Genomic DNA, 20,165 nt, shown 5'->3' with positions numbered 1-20,165 from the left:
ATAAAAGAAAGGTGATATCCATGAAAAATTACGAAAACAATAAGGCTGACACTAACATGAACAATAACATGAACAACTGCTCGAATCATAACGTTCCCCAACCCCGAAAAGAAGACAAAGGCGGAGATATCTGGGGCGCGCGTAATATTCCCCGTGATTTGCAAAACCCCGATATCCTTGTACCTCCGGATACCGACCACGGAACGATGCCCAACTTGAAATTCTCCTATTCCGATTCCCATATGCGTGTGGAGCATGGGGGCTGGTCCCGGGAAGTCACGATCAGGGAAATGCCTGCCGCGAAAGAATTGGCCGGCGTTAATATGCATCTGGAGCCGGGCGGCGTCCGTGAGCTTCATTGGCATAAGGAAGCGGAATGGTCCTTTATCATCAAAGGCAGCGCGCGGATTACAGCGATTAACCCGGACGGCAGTTATTTCGTTGACGATGTGAAAGAAGGCGATCTATGGTATTTCCCATCGGGCATTCCGCACTCGATCAAAGGCCTGAGCGAAGGCGTCGAATTCATTCTTGTCTTCGATGACGGCAGTTTCTCGGAGAACAGCACATTCTCTATTACCGACTGGTTTGCCCACACACCTAAAGATGTTCTGGCGGCAAACTTTGGCGTATGCGAAAAGGCTTTTGACCAGATACCTAAACAAGAAGTTTACATGTATCAAGGTGAAGTTCCGGGTCCGATTATTCAGGAGCTGCCGAAAGATCTCAATGATCCGGTCAAGGAATCGTTCAGTTATAAACTGACGGAGAACAAGCCTATTGAAACCGACGGAGGCAGGGTTTGGATCGCCGATTCGAACAATTTCCCAGTTTCCAAAACCGTGGCAGCCGCATTAGTGGAAGTCGAGCCGGGCGGCATCCGGGAGCTGCACTGGCATCCGAATACGGATGAGTGGCAATATTACCTGGAAGGCCAAGGCCGGATGACCGTATTCGCTTCAGGCGGTAAAGCCCGCACCTATGATTACCGGGCAGGCGATGTGGGCTACGTGCCGTTTGCCATGGGACACTATATTCAAAATACCGGGGACAAGCCCCTGAAATTCCTGGAAATGTTTAAAAGCGATCATTTTGCGGATCTTTCTCTCACCCAATGGATGTCTCAAACTCCGCCTCACCTGTTGAAAGAACATTTGAATTTTGAAGACTCGTTTATAGAAAAGCTCCCTAAAGAGAAGAGACCTAATGTAAAATATAAATAATAGGTAAGGAAGTTAGTAAGATACGGCCTTGATTCCGGATATCGTGGGGATCAAGGCTTTTTACATTCTATTTTAGACATCCGGCATACTTCCTGAAACAGCTATTTGATCCGTTCGGAATCCGGCTTCTTCCCCTATTCTTTTGTCTAATCGGAAAACCGCCGCGCGTGCAAAGAATAGGCGGCGTCTTTTTCGCCCACAATGTGTATAAATGCTCGTACGTCCGGGAGGAGTGCACAGGATGCCCACAGGGTACAAAAAAACGCAAGGCACCATCGTGGTGGAGGGGCAGGAACTGACGATTACCAATCCCGAAAAACCGCTCTGGCCCGAGGCGGGAATTACGAAGCTCGATTTCCTCCAAAAGCTGATTGAGCTGTCCCCCTATTTGCTGCGCTACTGCCGGGACCGGCATCTGACGACGATCCGTTTCCCACACGGCATTCACGATAAATCGTTCTATCAGAAAAATACCCCGGAGCCCGTTCCGGATTTCGTGAATCTCGCTCCGCTGGACGGCATCCGGTATGTGAATCTGGATTCGCTTCCGACGCTGATCTGGCTCGGCAACCTCGCCTGCCTGGAATTTCATCCTTCGTTTCACCGCATCGGGGAGACGCTGCCGGCCGAGTGGCTCATTGATATCGACCCCAGCCTGGAAGTCGAGCCGCGGATTATGGAAGCCGCCCACTTGATCGGAGAGGTCCTGGATTCTCTTCATATCCAGTCCGTGCCCAAAACGTCCGGAGCGACCGGCGTACAAATCTACGTGCCCATTCAGCACGGATATACCTTCGAGCAGCTTCGCAAAATCGGCTATTTTATCGGCTCCTTCGTCGTTAAGAAATACCCGAAGCTGTTTACGATCGAGCGTCTGAAAAAGAACCGCGGCGATCTCATCTACTTCGATTACCTTCAGCACTGGTACGGCAAAACGCTTTCCGCTCCCTACACGCCGCGGGCGAAAATGCCCGGTACGGTCTCCACCCCGCTTCTGTGGGAAGAAGTCGAGCAGCGCTGTGATCCGAGGGATTTTACCCTGCACGTTATCGTGGATCGGATCAAGCGGATGGGGGATCTAATCGAGAAGGTGCCTCCCCAGAACCTGGACGCCGTTCTTTCTCATTTGGAATAGCGCGACGGTCCCATCCCATTGGCCCCTGGATAGACCTTTCCCTGTTGGGGGAGGTCTTTTTTTTGCATGCATGAAGAATTTCCAAATTTTATTTTCCAATGCTGCGATTATGAGATAAAATATAAGATACATTAACTACCAATTATGGATGACGGACAAAATCGGACGATGTATTGTTTACAAATTCGTTATACAGGGAGGCGATGGCTGCCTTGAACTTCAAAGAAGCCTTGAAAGACAGAACGTTCATGCTGCTCGGTTTGCTGTTTACGCTTTTCTTTTTGTTTAAAATGATTCCGCGGCTGGATGCCGGTAAACCCACCTATTGGCCCACCATCATCTTCCTCACTTGTATACTAATGAATATGTTATGCAATATTTATTTATCTCCCTTCCTCAAAAAACCGGATGAACGGATGAGATCGCTCCGGTCTAAAGCTATCTTCTATTCCTATTTCGCCGCTCTGATTTATTTCTCCGCAGCTTCGGCTCTAATTATGTTGGAAGTCACTCAAGTCCCGACTCATCTCCTGCTTATGGACTCGATAGGTCTGGCCGGTCTTACGCCCAGCCTTCTGCTTCTTCTATTTTTCAAAAAATCTGTGCCGCGCTCCTCATAATACTCCACTACTGAACCCCGGCCCAAACCTGAGAGCCCCGCTTCACTTTTCAAGTGAGACCGGGCTTTTTCCGCCGTTGGCCGCTTTTTTTAGAACAAAGGGGACAGCAGCCTTCCCAGCACTTCTTTGCCGCGCTGGAAACGGGAACGTTTTTCAAACTCCGACAGGATGATGCGTTTGCTGTTTTTCAAGTCCTCCAGGAAATCATGCTCCAGCCGCTGGATCGTTTCCGCGTCGTACAATATCGCGTTCAGTTCGAAATTGCTGTAAAAGCTGCGCATATCCATATTGGCGGTCCCCACGGTGGCGAACAAATCGTCAATGATGGTGACTTTCGCATGAACGAATCCGGGCTGGTACTGATAGAACCTCACTCCCGTCTGCATGAGCTCATGAATATAGGACAGGGAAGCATAATGGACGATCCAGGAATCGGGAATCTGCGGGAAAATAATTTTGACGTCGACGCCGCTTATGGCCGCCGTTTTAAGCCCCATCATCAGACTGGCATCGGGGATAAAGTAAGGGGTCGTGATATAGATCCGTTTCTTTGCGGTCGTAATCCCGCCGAAATACGATTCGAGAATAGAATCCCAGTGGGCATCGGGACCGCTGGCCACGATTTGAACGGGTTGTTTGCCTATACATGTATGTTCCGGAAAAAAATTCGTATCCACCAGCTTCTGGCGGCAGACAAATTCCCAATCGGACAAGAAGGTGCTCTGCAAATAATAGACCGAATCGCCTACAAGCTTCAGATGAGTATCCCGCCAAAACCCGAGAACCGGATGTTTTCCCAAATACTCGTCACCTATGTTAATGCCGCCCACAAACCCGACGGTTCCATCCACTACGATAATTTTCCGGTGGTTCCGATAGTTCATTCGTTTATCGAAAAAAGCGATAAAAGCCGGAAGAAAACAATAGGTCTCGACTCCCGCTTCAATCAATTCGCGTATGTAAGAAGAAGCAAGCTTGTAGCTGCCGATTCCGTCATAAATGACCCGAACCTTCACGCCCTCGCGCGCCTTCCGGATCAGAAGCTCCTGAAATTTCTTGCCGGTGTCATCGTGCCGCACGATATAGAACTCGAAGTGGATGTGATGTTTGGCCTTCTCCATGGCATCGAACATGGCTTGGTAAGCCGCCTCGCCGTTGGTCAATACCTCCACCTCGTTATTGCGGGTAATCGGCGAACTGGGGATGTTGCTCAGTAAACCGAAAAGCCGGGGTTCCTTGACAATTTTGGGCACGGGATAATCCTCGCCTTTTTTTGTCTTCTCCAGCTCCCGGCGCATTTCTCTTTGCATTTCCCCGAGCACCCGCCGGTTTTTACGTTTGACGTTGCGCCGCTGCGAGTATTCTTTGGCCAGAAAATAGTACATAATAAATCCGATGACCGGCAGGATAAACAAGATCATCAGCCAGGCAACCGTTTTGGTCGGATTCTTGAACTCCACCATAACGATCGTGACGATTTGAAAAATAAATAAAAGCAGCGCAATGACAAGCCACAGCATCGGCCGGTTCCCCCTTCTCTATTCCGTAACCGGCCCTTGCCGGCCGGGATTGCCGTATCTTTAGGTTTTACGTACTCTTAATCCACTATTCGGATCCTATAAACATAAGCCGACCACGTTGTCTTGTAAAGCTGGGTTATCTAAACCGGACATGGTATAATAATCGTTAAACCTATCTAGAGACCAGGAGAGAAAGCACATGAGACAAACCATTTTGTTCGATCTGGATGACACACTCATTCACTGCAACAAATATTTTAATGTCGTGATTCAGCAGTTCGTGGATACGATGCTGACCTGGTTCGCGGGCCATCGCCTCACGGATGAAGACATTAAACACAAACAGCTTGAAATAGATTTGGCGGGTGTGGAAATCCACGGATTCAAAGCGGAGCGTTTTCCGCAGTCATTTATCGAAACTTATCATTTTTATTCCGAGCTTTACGGCAGAACTCCCCGGAAAGAAGACGAGCAGTGGCTTTATCAGCTCGGCAACAGCGTTTACGAGCATTCGATCGAGCCGTATCCGATGATGGACACGACTCTTCAATCCCTTATGGATCAGGGACACGAGCTGTACCTGTACACAGGCGGGGATGCCACGATCCAGATGCGTAAAATCCAGGAAGCCGGCCTTCACCGTTATTTCGGCGAACGGATTTTCGTCGCGCTGCACAAAACCCGCGAATTTATGGAAACTCTTATTCATACCCAGCAGTTCGAGCGCGCCCGCACGTGGATGATCGGCAACTCCGTACGGACCGATGTCCTTCCCGCCATCGAAGCGGGAATCAATGCCATTCATATTCCGGCCCAGCTGGAATGGAAATACAATATCGTCGATATTACCGCAACGCCAAAAGGCGCCTTCTTCACGCTGCCTTCCCTGACGGAAGTTCCGAAGGTGATATCCGACTACAGCGGCAAACAAGCCGTTAGCTTGTAAACGTAAAAAAAAGGAGCCATTCGGCTCCTTTTTTATTTTACCTTACGGAAGGTTCGAACTGCCCATCAGGAAACGGTCCACTTCGCGTGCCGCTTCCCGTCCTTCATTAATGGCCCATACGACAAGGCTCTGACCGCGGCGTACGTCGCCTGCGGCGAAGATGCCTTCCACGTTCGTTTTGTACTTGCCGTACTGTGCTTTCGCGTTCGAACGCACATCTCTTTCAATGCCGAGCTGGTCAAGCAGGTTCTGCTCGGGACCCGCGAAACCCATGGCCAGGAAAACGAGCTGAGCCGGGTAAACCTTCTCGCTGCCTTCCACTTCTTCAGGCACGAGACGGCCTTGGTCATCGCTTTTCCAGCTGACCTTGACGGTTTTGAGCCCCGTCAGGTTGCCGTTATCGTCGCCGACAAAGTTTTCGCTGAGCGTCAGGTATTCACGCGGATCTTTGCCGTGAACGGCTTTCGCCTCCTCATGACCGTACTCCAGCTTGTAAACCTTCGGCCATTCCGGCCAAGGGTTGCTTACCGCACGGGTTTCCGGCGGCTTCTCGCGGTACTGGAACTGGACCACGCTCTTCGCTTTGTGGCGCACGGCAGTCGCAACGCAGTCGGTACCGGTATCGCCGCCGCCGATGACGATAACGTCTTTGCCTTCGGCATTGATGTACTCGCCGTCAGCCAGGTTCGAATCGAGCAGGCTCTTGGTATTCTTGTGCAGGAACTCCATCGCCGGGTAAATTCCTTTAAGCTCGCGGCCTTTAATATCCAGTTCACGCGGGCGTGTGGCGCCGATTGCCAGAATGACGGCGTCGAACTCGTCCTTCAGCTGATCGACCGGCACATTTTTGCCGATTTCCGCATTAGTGACGAAGTTAACGCCTTCCGCCGCCAGCAGGTCAACCCGGCGCTGCACGAGATGCTTCTCTAGCTTCATGTTCGGGATGCCGTAGGTCAGCAGTCCGCCGATCCGGTCGTCACGCTCGTAAACGGTCACGGTATGGCCCGCTTTGTTGAGCTGTGCCGCCGCCGCGAGTCCGGTCGGACCGGAACCGATGACGGCGACTTTCTTGCCCGTACGCGTCTTCGGCGGTTCAGGCACGATCCAGCCTTCCGCAAAACCGCGGTCAACGATCGCTTTCTCGATGTCCTTGATCGTAACCGGAGAATCGATCAGCCCCACCGTACAGGAGCCTTCGCATGGAGCGGGACAGACCCGGCCGGTGAATTCCGGGAAGTTGTTCGTCTTGTGGAGCCGGTCAAGGGCTTCGCGCCATTGACCGCGGTAGACGAGGTCATTCCATTCCGGAATGAGGTTGTTTACCGGACAACCAGTCGTTGATCCGGCAATAATTTTGCCTGTATGACAATACGGTATGCCGCAATCCATACAGCGTGCTCCCTGAACCTGCAGTTTCTCTTCGGAATTTTTATTGTAAAATTCCTTCCAGTCCTGAATCCGCTGCAGAGGGGCGCGCTCGGTGGGCAGCTCGCGTTGAAACTCGATAAATCCGGTAGGTTTTCCCATTGCGCTTCCTCCATCGTTTAGAATCTGTCCTGCTCGTTATGAATTAGTTGCCGCCGACACGGGCCAGATCGCGCGTGTTTTCTTCGAACGCCTTCATAACGGCATCCTGCTGGCTCAGTCCGGATCTCTTCATCCGTTCGATAGCATCGAACATCCGTTTATAGTCCTTCGGAATGACTTTCACGAATTTCCAGATATATTCATCCCAACGGCCCAGCACGCGGTGTGCGATCGAGCTGTCGGTAAAGGTTGCGTGATGCTGAATCATCAGCTTGAGTTCGTTGATTTCGTAGCTTTCTTCCACCTGCTCCAGCGACACCATTTCGGTGTTGCAGCGGCTTGCCATCGTGCCGTCCTCGTCGAGAACGTAAGCTACGCCGCCCGACATGCCCGCCGCGAAGTTGCGGCCGGTCTTGCCGAGGATGACAACGCGTCCGCCCGTCATATACTCGCAGCCGTGGTCGCCCACGCCTTCGACAACGACGCGCACGCCGGAGTTGCGGACAGCGAAGCGTTCGCCCGCGATACCGCGGATGTACGCTTCCCCGTCGGTAGCGCCGTAGAAGCCCACGTTGCCGATGACGATGTTGTCTTCCGGCACGAACGTCGATTCGCTCGGCGGGAAGATGACGATTTTACCGCCGGACAATCCCTTGCCGACGTAATCGTTGGCGTCGCCTTCCAGCGACAGCGTCACGCCCTTCGGCACGAATGCGCCGAAGCTTTGACCGGCGGAGCCGTTGAAGTGCAGGCGGATCGTGTCGTGCGGAAGCCCCTTCGCGCCGTAACGGCGGGTCACTTCGCTGCCGAGAATCGTGCCGACAACACGGTTCGTGTTGTTGATCGGCAGCTCGATGCGGACATGATCCTGGTACTCCAGCGCCGGCTTGCAGAGCGGAAGGATTTCGCGCATATCGAGCGATTTATCCAGCCCGTGATCCTGCTGCATCTGGTTGTAGCGGCCGACATCTTCCGGCATTTCCGGCTGGTGAAGCAGAGGGCTGAGATCCAGGCCTTCGAGCTTCCAGTGGCCCGCTTCTTCTTCCTGGGTCAGGAATTCGGTGCGCCCGATCATCTCTTCCAGCGTACGGAAACCGAGCTCCGCCATCGTTTCGCGGACATCCTGCGCGATAAAGTGCATGAAGTTCACGACATGCTCCGGCTCGCCCATAAAATGCTTGCGAAGCTCCGGATTCTGCGTCGCTACGCCGACCGGACACGTGTCGAGGTGACACACGCGCATCATGATGCAGCCCAGCGAGATAAGCGGTGCGGTGGAGAAGCCGTATTCCTCGGCTCCCAGCAGCGCCGCGACGATAACGTCCCGGCCGGTCATCATTTTGCCGTCGGATTCCAGTACGACGCGGCTTCTCAGGTTGTTCAGAATGAGCGTCTGGTGAGCTTCGGCCAGGCCAAGCTCCCAAGGAAGCCCCGCATGGCGGATACTCGTCTGCGGCGAAGCACCCGTACCGCCGTCGTATCCGCTGATCAGGATGACGTCCGCCTTGCCCTTGGCCACGCCGGCCGCGATCGTGCCGACACCGACTTCGGAGACGAGCTTCACGCTGATGCGCGCCTGGGGGTTCGCGTTCTTGAGATCGTGGATCAGTTCCGCCAGATCCTCGATCGAATAGATATCATGGTGCGGAGGCGGTGAGATCAGGCCGACGCCGGCCGTCGTACCGCGCACTTCCGCTACCCAAGGATAGACTTTCTTGCCAGGCAGCTGACCGCCTTCTCCAGGCTTGGCGCCTTGGGCCATCTTGATCTGAATCTCGTCGGCGTTGACGAGATAATTGCTCGTTACGCCGAACCGGCCGGAAGCTACCTGCTTGATGGAGCTTCTGCGCAGATCGCCGTTCTCGTCCGGCGTGAAGCGGTTCGGGTGCTCCCCGCCTTCGCCTGTATTGCTGCGTCCGCCGATACGGTTCATGGCGATGGCAAGCGCTTCGTGCGCTTCCTTGCTGATGGAGCCGAACGACATCGCGCCGGTCTTGAAACGCTTGAAGATCGCTTCAATCGGCTCGACTTCCGCCACCGGAACCGGCGAACGGTCCGATTTCAGCTTAAGCAGGCCGCGCAGCGAAGCCGCTTTCTTGGATTGGCGATTGATGAGCTCCGCGAATTTTTTGTACATGGAATAGTCATTGTTCCGCACCGCCGTCTGCAGCGAGTGGATCGTCTCCGGCGTGAACACATGATCCTCGCCGTCCTGACGCCATTGCAGCTCGCCGCCGGCATCCAGAACGGGATCGCGCCCGTCGCGCGGAGAATAAGCCCGCTGATGGCGCTGCAGCGTCTCCTGTGCCACTCCTTCGAGGCCGATGCCTTCGACAGGCGTGTAAGTCCAGGTGAAGTAACGGTCCACGAATTGCTGGCTGAGGCCGACCGCTTCGAAAATCTGCGCCCCGCGGTAACTCTGGATGGTCGAGATCCCCATTTTCGCAAGAACTTTGACGACCCCTTTGGTCGATGCCTTGATGAAGTTGTAGGAAGCTTTCTCTTCCGTGATATCTTTTATTTGACCGTTGCCGATCATATCTTTAAGCGTCTCGAAAGCGAGATACGGGTTGATCGCGCCCGCTCCGTAACCGAGCAGCAGAGCAAAGTGATGCACTTCGCGCGGTTCGCCGGACTCGACGATCAGGCTCGCTTTGGTTCTCGTTCCCTGGCGGATCAGGTGGTGATGGAGGCCCGCAACGGCCAGCAGAGCCGGAATGGCCGCCTGTTCCCCATCCATGCCTCTATCGGAGAGGATCAGGAAAGTAGCTCCGTCTGCAATCGCTTTATCGGCGGCGGCATAGAGCTCTTCCATCGCCTGCTCAAGCCCTTGGCTTCCCGACGATGCCTGGAAGATAGTCTGCAAAGTGACGGATTTAAAGCCGTCACGCTTGATGTAGCGCAGCTTCGCCAGTTCCTCGTTGGAAATGATCGGAGTCGGAATCCGGATCTGACGACAGCTTTCCGCTTCCGGACGGATCAGGTTGCGCTCCGGTCCGATCGTCGTTTCCTGCGCCGTGACGATTTCCTCGAAGTTGGAGTCGATCGGCGGGTTCGTTACTTGAGCGAACAGCTGCTTGAAATAGCTGTAAAGCAGCTGCGGGCGTTCCGACAGAACGGCCAGAGGCGCGTCGTAGCCCATGGAACCGATCGGATCGACGCCGGTTTTGGCCATCGGCTCAAGGAATTTGCGAAGATACTCAAAGGTATAGCCGAATGCCTGCTGGCGCTGGATGAGCAGATCGTGAGCCGGCTGCGGCTCGGAAGCGGCTTCCGGCAGGTCCCCGATGGAAACGAGATGCTTCTTGAGCCATTCCTGGTAAGGCTGCTCGTTAATGATCTGTCCTTTGATCTCTTCATCGGTCAGAATGCGTCCCGCCACCGTATCGACGACGAGCATGCGTCCCGGCTGCAGACGTTCTTTACGCGCAATCCGCTCCGGCTCGATGCTGAGTACGCCGACTTCGGACGACAGGACGATGAGATCGTCATGCGTGATGTAGTAACGTGCCGGGCGAAGACCGTTGCGGTCGAGCAGGGCGCCGATAATGCGGCCGTCTGTGAACGAAATCGCGGCAGGTCCGTCCCACGGCTCCATCAGCGTGCTGTGGTATTCGTAGAAAGCGCGTTTTGCCGGATCCATCGTTTCGTGCTTGGACCACGGCTCCGGTACCATCATCATGGCCGCGTGCGGCAGAGAGCGTCCGGAAAGCGTAAGGAATTCGAGTGTGTTATCGAGAATTTGAGAATCGGAACCGTCGGTATCGACGATCGGGAGAAGACTTTGGAAATTTTCACCGAACAAATCGGTTTGGATCATGGCTTGGCGGGCGTGCATCCAGTTAACGTTGCCCCGCAGGGTATTGATTTCACCGTTGTGGATGACGTAGCGGTAAGGGTGGGCGCGTTCCCAGCTTGGAAAAGTGTTGGTACTGAAACGGGAGTGAACGAGGGCCATTGCCGTCTCGAAGGACGGATCTTGCAGTTCCGTGTAATAAGCGTCTACCTGCTCGGGCGTGAGCATGCCTTTGTATACGATGGTACGGCTGGATAAGCTGGGGAAGTAGAGCTGTGCGTTATCCAGAGCGCGGGTTTCATTCTCGATCCGTTTGCGGATCACATACAATTTGCGTTCGAAGTTCAGTTCGTCCTGGATATCTCCGCTGCGGGCGATGAACAGCTGACGCACGAAAGGTTCGGAAGCTTTGGCCGATTCGCCGAGTGTGGCGTTGTCGGTAGGTACCGTTCTCCAGCCCAGGAACTGCTGGCCTTCTTCCTTGATAATCCGCTCCGCGATGCGCTCGCATTGCTGCCTGGCTTCCAGCCCCTGCGGGAGGAATACCATGCCGACTCCGTAAGTCCCGGCTTCCGGGAGGGAAATGTTATCTTCGGCGCACACCCTGCTCAGAAATCCGTGCGGAATCTGCAGCAGGATACCCGCGCCGTCACCCGTATTGGCTTCGCTGCCCTGGCCACCCCGGTGGTCCAGATTGCAAAGCACATTCAACGCCTGCCCGACGATTTCGTGGGAAGGCCTGCCTTTTATATTCGCAACAAATCCAATCCCGCAGGCATCATGCTCGAACCGCGGATCGTACAAACCTTGTTTGGAAGGGGAAGCGTTTCTGTTCATGATTGTGCAACCTTTCCTCTTGTTTATTTGGGTACAGCATCGTTTCCATGCCTGCATTAAAGGGGTGAAGTCCGGAAATACGCGCGTAAGTTGCCAAATTCGCCTGTATTTGCCCAAAAACCGAATCTTTTAGCGATTCGCCTCGATATTTTTCTATTATATTAACATTAGACTTTCTAGAGTGCAATTTAAAAAAAGGTTATGGGTTGAAAAAAAATTTTAATGGGAAACACTGGACAGGGCTTGAAACTCAGAGATTTCGCGGAAAAATTTCGCTTTTTATGAATCTACAAATCTACCATTTAATGTTAGTTTACAAAATTTTCAAATCCGAAAGTTAACATGGACTTACCCTTTAAATGTTTGTGTTTGGACAAGGAGGTTTATCCGATTCCGATTGTCTTTAAAAGGCGTTCGCTCATAAAATAGGTAATTCCGGCGCATTCGCGAAGCGTATAATAGTAGATCGCCACCGGTTTGATCCGGACCGGTTCAGCCGTTACGTTCATGTTTAGGCTCCTTGCCATAAGCAGGGAACGGTACGTATGAAAGCCGTGCGTTACGATGACCGCCGTCTCCCACTTCTCCCTCTCCATGATCTTGCGGCTGTTGTCCAGATTCTCTATCGTGGAGGTAGATTCATCCTCCAGAAAGACCGCCGTCTCCGGAATGCCTTTGCCGACAAGGTAGGTTCGCATCACGCTGGCTTCCGTCGGTTCGCTTGTCGTCGTGCCGCCCGTTGCGATGATATTCTTGGCCAGCCCGCCGCGGTAAGCCTCGACCGCGATATCGAGCCGCTCCTTCATCGCGTTGCTGGGCTTTCCGTTCCAGACGGCCGCGCCCAGAACGATGATCGCGTCACTCCGGCTGCCGCGGGAATTTTCCCCGACATAATAAATCCATCCGCTCATTCCTACTATATATAATAGGATCACTCCCATGCAGGACAAGACGACGTACAGCCGTCTTACCCATCGCTTATTCTTCCGTCTGCCTTCCCGTACGGCCTTCATTCCGTCTTTTTCCTGCCTTTCTCCCCCGATACCGCTCCGCCAGACCGGGGTCCGTCCGGAGCGGCCGTATCTTTGTTCTTCTATCATAACTTGCCGTGAGGAAGTTAGCTATATAAACGGACAGCTTTTTCCACTTTCCGCCAACGCTTGGTTCCGGCTTCCATCGATGCCCTTTTTTCTGACGTATAAAACATGCTATGATAGCATATACCTGATGGTTTATTGTTTATTGGTAACAGAGAGGACGACACCTGTGGCTAAATTATATTTCCGGTATGGAACCATGAACAGCGGCAAATCGATTGAAGTGCTGCGCACTGTTCACAACTACGAAGAACAGGGTAAGAAAGTATTGCTGTTCACTCCCTCGGTGGATGACCGGAGCGGAATCGGCATCGTTGCCTCCCGCATCGGTATGCAGAAGAGCGCCATCGTCATTCAAGACGGGGTTAATATGAAAGAACTGGCGGCCAAAGAAAGGCCGAATTGTATTCTGATCGACGAAGCCCAATTTCTGAACGCCGGGCAAATCCAGCAGCTTGCCGAAATCGCGGACGACCTTAATATTCCGGTTATTGCCTACGGGCTGCGGGCGGATTTTATGGGTCAGCTTTTCGAAGGAAGCGCCAGCTTGTTCGCCATCGCCGATAAAATCGAAGAAATCAAAACCGTATGCTGGTATTGCGATAAAAAAGCTACGATGAACATGCGCTGCAAGGACGGCGAGCCTATTTTTCACGGGGAGCAAATCCAGATCGGCGGCAACGAGAGCTACATTCCCGTCTGCCGGAAATGTTACACAGACAAGAAAAGAGAGGCGGAGCAGCACTGACCGCCGAACACAAAATGCCCGATCCGGCGCCAGACCTCCATTCGGAATTCAGAGCCTGCACGCGCGCTTCCCGGCTATTTTGTCGATTAAGGAAAGGTGAGGTTTCTTGAGAAAAAAACGAATTCTGCTCCTTTCGGAGGGATTCGGATCCGGACATACCCAGGCGGCCCACGCACTGGCGTCCGCTCTGCGCAGGACGAATCCCGGGCTGATCATCCGCGTGCTGGAACTCGGTGCTTTTCTGCATCCGACGATAGCACCCTGGATCTTTACAGCTTATCGCAAAACTGTCGTCTCCCAGCCGAAGCTGTACGGGAAGCTTTACCGCTCCCAGTCGAAAAAGCCGCTGAACGGTTTTTTACAGCATGCTCTGCACCGGATTTTTTACCGGAAGGCGGAAGCCGTGATCGAGCAGCTGCGGCCGGATATTATCATCTGTACCCATCCTTTTCCTAACCTGATCGTATCGCGCCTGAAAAAACAGAACGGGCTCCATATCCCGCTCTGTACGCTGCTGACGGACTATGATGCCCACGGGTCGTGGATCAACGAGGAAGTGGACAGGTATTTCGTCTCGGCCCCCGACGTGAAACGAAGACTTGTGGCGAAGGGCGTATCGTCACGCAGAATCAAAGTGACGGGCCTGCCCGTCCACCCGAGCATCAGCGAGCAGTATTCGGTCGATGAGATTTACCTGGAGTTCGGACTCCGGGATATGCCGACCGTGATGCTCATGGGGGGCGGCTGGGGTCTGCTCGACGAAAAGCTGCTGAAGCGCATCGTCCAGTGGCGCGACCGCGTTCAGCTCCTCTTCTGCCTCGGCACGAACGAGAAGGCGCGCCAGCAGCTTCAATCGAATGATCTGTACCGGCATCCGAACATTCATTTGTTCGGGTATACGCGGGAGATCGGCAAGCTCATGCAGGTGTCCGACCTCCTGATCACCAAACCGGGCGGCATGACCTGCACGGAGGCCATGATCAAAGGGGTGCCGATGCTCTTCTACAATCCGATTCCGGGCCAGGAGGAAGAAAACTGCCAATACTTCACGGAGCATGGCTACGGGGAGGAACTGACTTCCCTGAATGAGCTGGATGGGTATTTTGCCCGTTTTATGGAAAAAAGGCGCGATAAAAGCACACGCAAAGAGAGCGGCCGGCGCCTTTCCAGCCTGTTTGCCAAAAGCGTCATGCAAATGCTCCGCTGACGTACTTGTACCGCGGACTTCACACTATACTCACATTATATGGAAGAGCTATGACCACTCCTACAATAAGGGGAAAGTCAGGGCTCTTTTTCGTTTATCCCCACTTTTTTTGAGGTCCTGTTTTTAGCGTAAGAACAGGCATTTCAGCCTCTTCGCCCGTTATTTGTCCGAATTTATGCGGCATGTACGCCAAAAGTCCTGAATACAATTCGTTAGGGGTTCGGTTTCGCGCGAAAGGAAGGTTCATCGCATGAAGACCAAAGAGGACAAGAAAGAACTGACGCTCATGTTCATTCCCGGCGCCGACAAGCGGGTCCTCCGTTTCAGGGTCCCCCGCATCAGCCTGTATGCCGTCCCATCCGCCGCCGCCCTTGTCATCCTCGGCTTCTCTCTGACCATCTACGTACAGAACACCAGCCACCGGAGCACTACGGAGCAGCTCACCGAAACGTTTACCGGTCAGGAAAAGCAGCTTACCGAACAGTTGATGCTGAAAGATTCGGAGCTTGAAAAGCTGCAGATCGAACTGATCGATTTATCGAAGCAGGCCGAGCAGTTCAGAAGCAAGCTGGAGGAAATCCGCAAGCTGGAGAACAAGATAAGTCCGGGCACCCCGGTTTCTTCCGGAAAAAGCGCAGCTCCCCCCACTTCGTCCAATTCGGACGTCGGCGGCACGGAAACGCCGGCAGGTCCCCGAGAAATGAACGAACTGGCGGCGCAGACAAAGTCCAGCCTCTCCGGAATGATCGGCGACATCGACGGTCTGCTGGTACAGTTGACGGAGAGCGAGCGCAAACTGCAGGAAGCGCGCCGGCTGAAACGCATCACCCCTACCATCTGGCCGTCGGATTCCCGAACGGTCACCTCGGGTTTCGGGGTGAGGCAGGATCCTTTTACCGGGAGACCCAATGTGCATACGGGCCTCGACATCGACGGCGAGCTGAACGATCCCGTCTATGCCGCTGCCGACGGCACGGTCACTGCGGCCGGTTACGATTCCCAGCACGGGAATCATATCCGCATCGACCACACGAGAGGCATCGAAACCGAATACCTCCACCTGAACAAAATGGAGGTACAGCCGGGCAGCACGGTCCGCAAGGGCCAAATTATCGGACGCGTCGGAACGACCGGGCGAAGCACCGGAACTCATTTGCATTACGAAGTTCATAAAAACGGCACGAAAATCAACCCCTCTCCTTACCTCATTTCCGATCGAAAGGATGATAACTGACATGGTATTCGATAAAAAACGGAATACGGACAACAAAACGACCGACACGATCATCGGAGAAAGCACGGTCTGCGAAGGAAAGATTCTTTCGGAAGCCAGTCTTCGTATCGAAGGACAGGTGCTTGGCGACATCGAATGCGCGGGCGATATCGTTATCGGGGAAAATGCCGTCGTTCATTCTTCCATCCAGGCAAGGGATGTCACGATAGCGGGCAAAGTCAAAGGCAACGTGGCGACCAAAGGCAAGCTGACCGTGATGAGCACCGGGGAGCTGATCGGGAACATTCAAGTCCGGGCTTTCATCGTTCAGGAAGGCGGCGTTTTCCAGGGAACGAGCGCCATGACGGCTTCCGGACAGGACGACAAAGCGCCGAGCCCGATCTCCAGCGCTCCTTCGGCCAAGAACCGCAAAGAAGAACAGTCACTGGCAGCCAGCGCCAATTAAGCGCCTGCTATTAATAGAAGGAAAACATCCAAAGGCGTCCCGGCGTGCGCTCGTTATACAATCACAGTTCAGGCATACAAAAGAACGGGAGGTTTTACGGTGGCCCAAACACCTAAGCTTAGCGTATGGACGGAGCACCGTTTCTGGCTAGGCATTCTTTATGATCATGCGACCTTCGTATGGCAGGCCCTCGCGCCGAGCGAGCAGCCTCTGATCCAGGCGGCAAACGGATTCCGCCAGACTTTCGCCGGCCTTATCAAACAAGTCGAGCTGACTCCGCAGGATCTTCCGGTATCTTCACCGGTGATGATCAAGCTGGCCCAGGATATTCTGCCGGCGGCAAGCGGCTACTACCAGTTCGAGGGACATATCCAAAGCCTGCGGATAAGCAATAAAATCGTACTGGAGCTGACTCCCTCTTATTTTAACGGAACGTTAATCGAGAACGAGGAATATCTCCGGCTGCTGTCGTTCTGGACCCGGGGAGTCGAAGCGGAAGAATTGACGCTGTACGGACTGCTGGATATGTGGCTGGAAGATCAGCTCGGCCATGCCGTTCTGCTCTGGGACCATCTCGATCCCGTAGAAATCGAATTGTCGGAACAGGCCCGCCGGTATTCCAATGCCTTCCAGGCTTATATGGTCAAAAACCGCGCCATGGGAGGCTACCTCCGATTCACTCCTCCGGGCTTCCCGGCTCAGCGCCGTTTCGCTGCCGATGTGGCGGTGGCCATCGTCAACTTTTATGATTTTGTCGTCAAAGTTATTGATATGTATGTCGACGAAGAACTTCTCAGCCGCCTGACGCTGCGGTTCCTGGATCACCACCTGCCGGAAAGCTGTTATTTCCTCCATAAATTGGCCGTTTACGAGCCTAACCTTACAATTCCCGGAAACTGTTTTCTATACAAGCCGATAGCGCCCAACGAAAATATCCCCTACCCGGAACTTACGCCTCCTCAGCCCAGAGAGGATTAATCCGTTCTTTCCCTGGGTAAAGGGGTATAGATGCGGGTAAGGCTGTGTCCCCCGCTTACTTACAGAAAGAGGCGGTGGAGATCGTGAACAATTCTCAATTCGATACACTTGTTGTCGGTTCAGGCTTGGCAGGCCTCAGCTGCGCGTTTGAGCTCGCCGAACAGGGGCAGCGCGTACATATTATAGAAGCGGCGCCTTTCGCCGGAGGCCGCACATCAAACTGGGCGGATGCCGGTATGGAAGTCGAGTCGGGTTTTCATAAATTTATCGGGTTTTATGAAGCACTTCCGAATCTGCTGAAAAGGGCCAGGATTAAGCCGAACAGCATGCTGACCTGGGAAAAAACGTTCGAAATCCGGCTGCCTGACGGGGAAACGACCGGAGAATTCGGGATCGCCCCCTTAAAATCACCAATTAAAACGATCGCGGGAGCTTTCACCAACAACGATATTATTTCTCCGGTCGACAAAGCTTCCCTGATGCCCTTTGTGGCAGAGGGTCTCAAGCTGCTGTCGGAGAACCGGATGGAGCTGGATACGTACAGCGTGGCCGAATTCGCCCGTAAGCACGGCGTTAAAGAGGAGGCGCTGCAGCATGTGCTGGGACCGCTGACGACCGGCGTGCTGTTCCTCCCTCCGGAGAATTATTCCGCTCTCGTTTTCTTTGGGCTCTTTGCGCCGGGAGTGCCGAAGTTTTACAAGATGCAGATCGGCGGGTTCAACGGCGGCATGACCGACGTCATGATCAACCCGCTGCTCGCCGCGCTTGAAAAAAGAGGCTGCCGGATCAGCCTGAGCACTCCTGCCGAAGGGTTAAGCCTGGAAGACGGTCGGGTCACGGGCGTCTCCCTGCAGGAGGGCGGGACCCTGCACGCCTCTCACGTCGTCATCGCCACGGAAATCTCGGCGGCCAAGCGGCTGCTCCAGCCGCCGTTCGGGGGAGAGGCGTGGTATCAGCCTATCCGGGAGCTGCCGACGATGCCCGACGTGACGATTCAGCTGGAGCTCAGCGAGCCGCTCCTCCCGCAGGACCGCGTAACCTTCGGTCCGGGCACGTGCATCGGCAGCTTCAGCGAGCAGTCGCGCACGACGTTCCCTCACCTGCCCGGCCGCGTCTCCATGATCCTCTCACCCCCGGACGAGTTCATCGATATGCCGGATGATCTCGTTTTCGAGCGGGTGTGCGCGGATGCGGACAAGCTCGGCCTCGACCTGCGCGCGAAGGCCAAGGATTACCGGGTGATCCGCAGACCGGATCACTTCTACTCCGTCCGGCCCGGAAGCGAAAGGCTCCGCCCCGAGCAGCGTACGCCTGTGCCGGGACTCGCCCTTGCCGGCGACTACACGCGCCAGCCGATGTTCGCGACGATGGAAGGCGCGGTCATCTCGGGACGCAAGGCGGCCGAAGCCGTGCTGGGCCGGGAGCTGGTCTGAGCATGATGGCAGCTTAGCTAGACTGGCAACCCAGCTTGGTCGACAGGCGGTGCTCGATGGCGAGCCTATGGGCTGGGCTTGATGACAGGCCCGGCTTGATTGGCAGACCGAGCCCGGTTAGCGAGTCACGCTTGGCGGATTCCGGACTTGTCGCCGTTATGCCCGAATGTGTTATGCGATACTGTCAGCACGGCTGCTTTGGCCCGGCACCTTACTGCACTGTGCCGTGCTAGGTCCATGCTTTGCAGAGCATTGCACAGCCGAAGGGCAGATTGTGCGACACGGAGTAGAATACGCCCCTAAATCAAAAAGGACAGCCGGTTATACGGCTGTCCTTTTTCCAACTCTTTTTCATAAGAATTACTTTTTCTCTTTTTTCACTTCGTCCAGAAGCGACAGATCCAGGAACTTGCTCAGATCCAGCTCTTCCTTCTTCACGTTCTTGATGAAGCCGGCATCGATCGATACTTTCGCCATTTCTTCAATCGCTTCCTTGCTCACATCCGGGGTCAGATTGAGGCGGGAGAGCGCCGCTTTGATCAGCTCGTTATCGAGTCCTTTGCCGCTCAGCTTTTTAAGCTGATTGTTAATCAGATCGTACGATTTATCGGGGCTGCTTTTGATAAAGTTAATCGCATCGATATTCGCCTGAATCGCGCCTTTAGCCATATCGCGGTGGTCCTTCAGGAACTTGTCGCCCGCAACGAGGATCGTCAGCGGATAGTTGCCGTTGTTAGGCGGGATTTTGTCCCAATCCACGAGAATTTGGCCGATGCCTTCCTTCTCCATCTGCGTTCCCCACGGTTCCGGGATAAGCGTGGCGTCGATTTCTTTCTGGCGCATGGCAACCAGCGTATCCGCCGGAGCGCGGGCGATAATTTCTACGCCGGACTTATCCGTCGTCACTTTCAGCCCTTCCTGCTGAAGCAGCAGGCGCAGCGAAATTTCGTTCGTGCTGCCGCGCGTCGGGATGGCGACGGTTTTGCCTACAAGGTCTTTCACGCTTGAAATTCCCGCGTCTTTACGGACAGCCAGTACGGCGCCGCCGTTATTGGAACCGGAAATGACTTTGAAATTCTTGCTTTTCAGGTATTGGTTGGTGGAGGGCCCGGGACCGACGAAGCCGAGATCAATCTGATCCGTCGCCAGTGCGGTCGAAAAGTCCGAGCCGTTATCGAAAGCCGTGACCTCCACTTTAACGCCTTCGCCCCAATATTTTTCGAAATATTTATTTTCGAGCGCCACATAACCCGCGGCATGCGTAACGTTTTTGAAAATACCGACGCGGACTGTTTCCGGCTTCTTGCCGTCACCGCTCCCGCCGGAGCTTTTGGAATCCCCGCCGCCGCATGCGGTAAGCACCGTGCCGACCAGCAGAATGAGCGCAAGCAGCCATGCTGTTTTTTTCATCGTAAACTC

15 protein-coding genes are annotated in these 20,165 nt (G+C 54.1%); 10 read left to right on the top strand and 5 right to left on the bottom strand.

Going from position 1 to position 20,165, the window contains the following annotated elements:
* The first annotated feature begins 56 nt into the window (after nt 1–56).
* From C4S74_RS21635 to C4S74_RS21625, 3 genes are all read left to right on the top strand, one after another.
* Nucleotides 57–1,223 carry an oxalate decarboxylase family bicupin gene (locus C4S74_RS21635; protein WP_103997488.1) on the top strand — a complete coding sequence of 389 codons (1,167 nt, stop codon included), beginning with the start codon at nt 57–59 and terminating at the stop codon, nt 1,221–1,223.
* Nucleotides 1,224–1,464: 241 nt separating this feature from the next.
* Entirely contained in the window at nt 1,465–2,358 is an 894-nt protein-coding gene (ligD, locus tag C4S74_RS21630; protein WP_103997421.1) for a non-homologous end-joining DNA ligase, read from the top strand.
* Nucleotides 2,359–2,570: 212 nt separating this feature from the next.
* Nucleotides 2,571–2,978: a hypothetical protein gene (locus tag C4S74_RS21625; protein WP_103997420.1), complete on the top strand. Its 408-nt coding sequence runs from the start codon at nt 2,571–2,573 to the stop codon at nt 2,976–2,978.
* Nucleotides 2,979–3,067: 89 nt separating this feature from the next.
* On the opposite strand, the gene cls is transcribed toward C4S74_RS21625, so the two are convergent.
* Nucleotides 3,068–4,498, bottom strand: a complete 1,431-nt coding sequence (gene cls, locus C4S74_RS21620; protein WP_103997419.1) for a cardiolipin synthase — start codon at nt 4,496–4,498, stop codon at nt 3,068–3,070.
* Nucleotides 4,499–4,697: 199 nt separating this feature from the next.
* Between cls and C4S74_RS21615 the strand changes: the two genes are divergently transcribed.
* A complete protein-coding gene (locus C4S74_RS21615) occupies nt 4,698–5,444 on the top strand; it encodes an HAD family hydrolase (RefSeq protein ID WP_103997418.1) in 747 nt (248 codons plus the stop codon).
* 42 nt (nt 5,445–5,486) lie between these two features.
* Here C4S74_RS21615 and C4S74_RS21610 read toward each other — a convergent pair whose 3' ends face one another.
* The 3 genes from C4S74_RS21610 to C4S74_RS21600 form a co-directional block, all read right to left on the bottom strand.
* Complete coding sequence (locus C4S74_RS21610; RefSeq protein WP_103997417.1) at nt 5,487–6,971, bottom strand: glutamate synthase subunit beta; 1,485 nt, start codon at nt 6,969–6,971, stop codon at nt 5,487–5,489.
* Nucleotides 6,972–7,014: 43 nt separating this feature from the next.
* The gene (gltB, locus tag C4S74_RS21605) at nt 7,015–11,604 is read right to left on the bottom strand and encodes a glutamate synthase large subunit (RefSeq protein WP_103997416.1); all 4,590 of its coding nucleotides are present in this window, start codon (nt 11,602–11,604) and stop codon (nt 7,015–7,017) included.
* 383 nt (nt 11,605–11,987) lie between these two features.
* On the bottom strand, nt 11,988–12,617 hold the full coding sequence (locus tag C4S74_RS21600) for a YdcF family protein (protein ID WP_103997415.1): 630 nt from the start codon (nt 12,615–12,617) through the stop codon (nt 11,988–11,990).
* A 253-nt stretch (nt 12,618–12,870) separates the two neighbouring features.
* On the opposite strand from C4S74_RS21600, the gene C4S74_RS21595 reads away from it, so the two are divergent.
* The 6 genes from C4S74_RS21595 to C4S74_RS21570 all read left to right on the top strand — a co-directional run bounded on the left by C4S74_RS21595 (nt 12,871) and on the right by C4S74_RS21570 (nt 18,746).
* On the top strand, nt 12,871–13,449 hold the full coding sequence (locus C4S74_RS21595; RefSeq protein ID WP_103997414.1) for a thymidine kinase: 579 nt from the start codon (nt 12,871–12,873) through the stop codon (nt 13,447–13,449).
* Nucleotides 13,450–13,555: 106 nt separating this feature from the next.
* Nucleotides 13,556–14,656, top strand: coding sequence for a glycosyltransferase (locus tag C4S74_RS21590; RefSeq protein WP_103997413.1), 1,101 nt, complete (start codon nt 13,556–13,558; stop codon nt 14,654–14,656).
* Between the two features lie 250 nt (nt 14,657–14,906).
* Nucleotides 14,907–15,890 (top strand): M23 family metallopeptidase, encoded by a 984-nt coding sequence (locus C4S74_RS21585; RefSeq protein ID WP_103997412.1) that lies wholly within the window; start codon nt 14,907–14,909, stop codon nt 15,888–15,890.
* Nucleotide 15,891: 1 nt separating this feature from the next.
* Nucleotides 15,892–16,335, top strand: coding sequence for a polymer-forming cytoskeletal protein (locus C4S74_RS21580; RefSeq protein WP_103997411.1), 444 nt, complete (start codon nt 15,892–15,894; stop codon nt 16,333–16,335).
* 99 nt (nt 16,336–16,434) lie between these two features.
* Complete coding sequence (locus C4S74_RS21575) at nt 16,435–17,313, top strand: DUF2935 domain-containing protein (RefSeq protein WP_103997410.1); 879 nt, start codon at nt 16,435–16,437, stop codon at nt 17,311–17,313.
* 83 nt (nt 17,314–17,396) lie between these two features.
* The gene (locus C4S74_RS21570) at nt 17,397–18,746 is read left to right on the top strand and encodes an FAD-dependent oxidoreductase (RefSeq protein ID WP_103997409.1); all 1,350 of its coding nucleotides are present in this window, start codon (nt 17,397–17,399) and stop codon (nt 18,744–18,746) included.
* A 360-nt stretch (nt 18,747–19,106) separates the two neighbouring features.
* On the opposite strand, the gene C4S74_RS21565 is transcribed toward C4S74_RS21570, so the two are convergent.
* Entirely contained in the window at nt 19,107–20,156 is a 1,050-nt protein-coding gene (locus C4S74_RS21565; RefSeq protein ID WP_103997408.1) for an ABC transporter substrate-binding protein, read from the bottom strand.
* Nucleotides 20,157–20,165: the final 9 nt, after the last annotated feature.

The organism is Paenibacillus sp. UNC499MF, from assembly GCF_900107975.1.
GTDB lineage: Bacteria > Bacillota > Bacilli > Paenibacillales > NBRC-103111 > Paenibacillus_F.
Note: the sequence above shows the minus strand (reverse complement) of the source record. Positions and strands in the feature narration are given on the sequence as shown.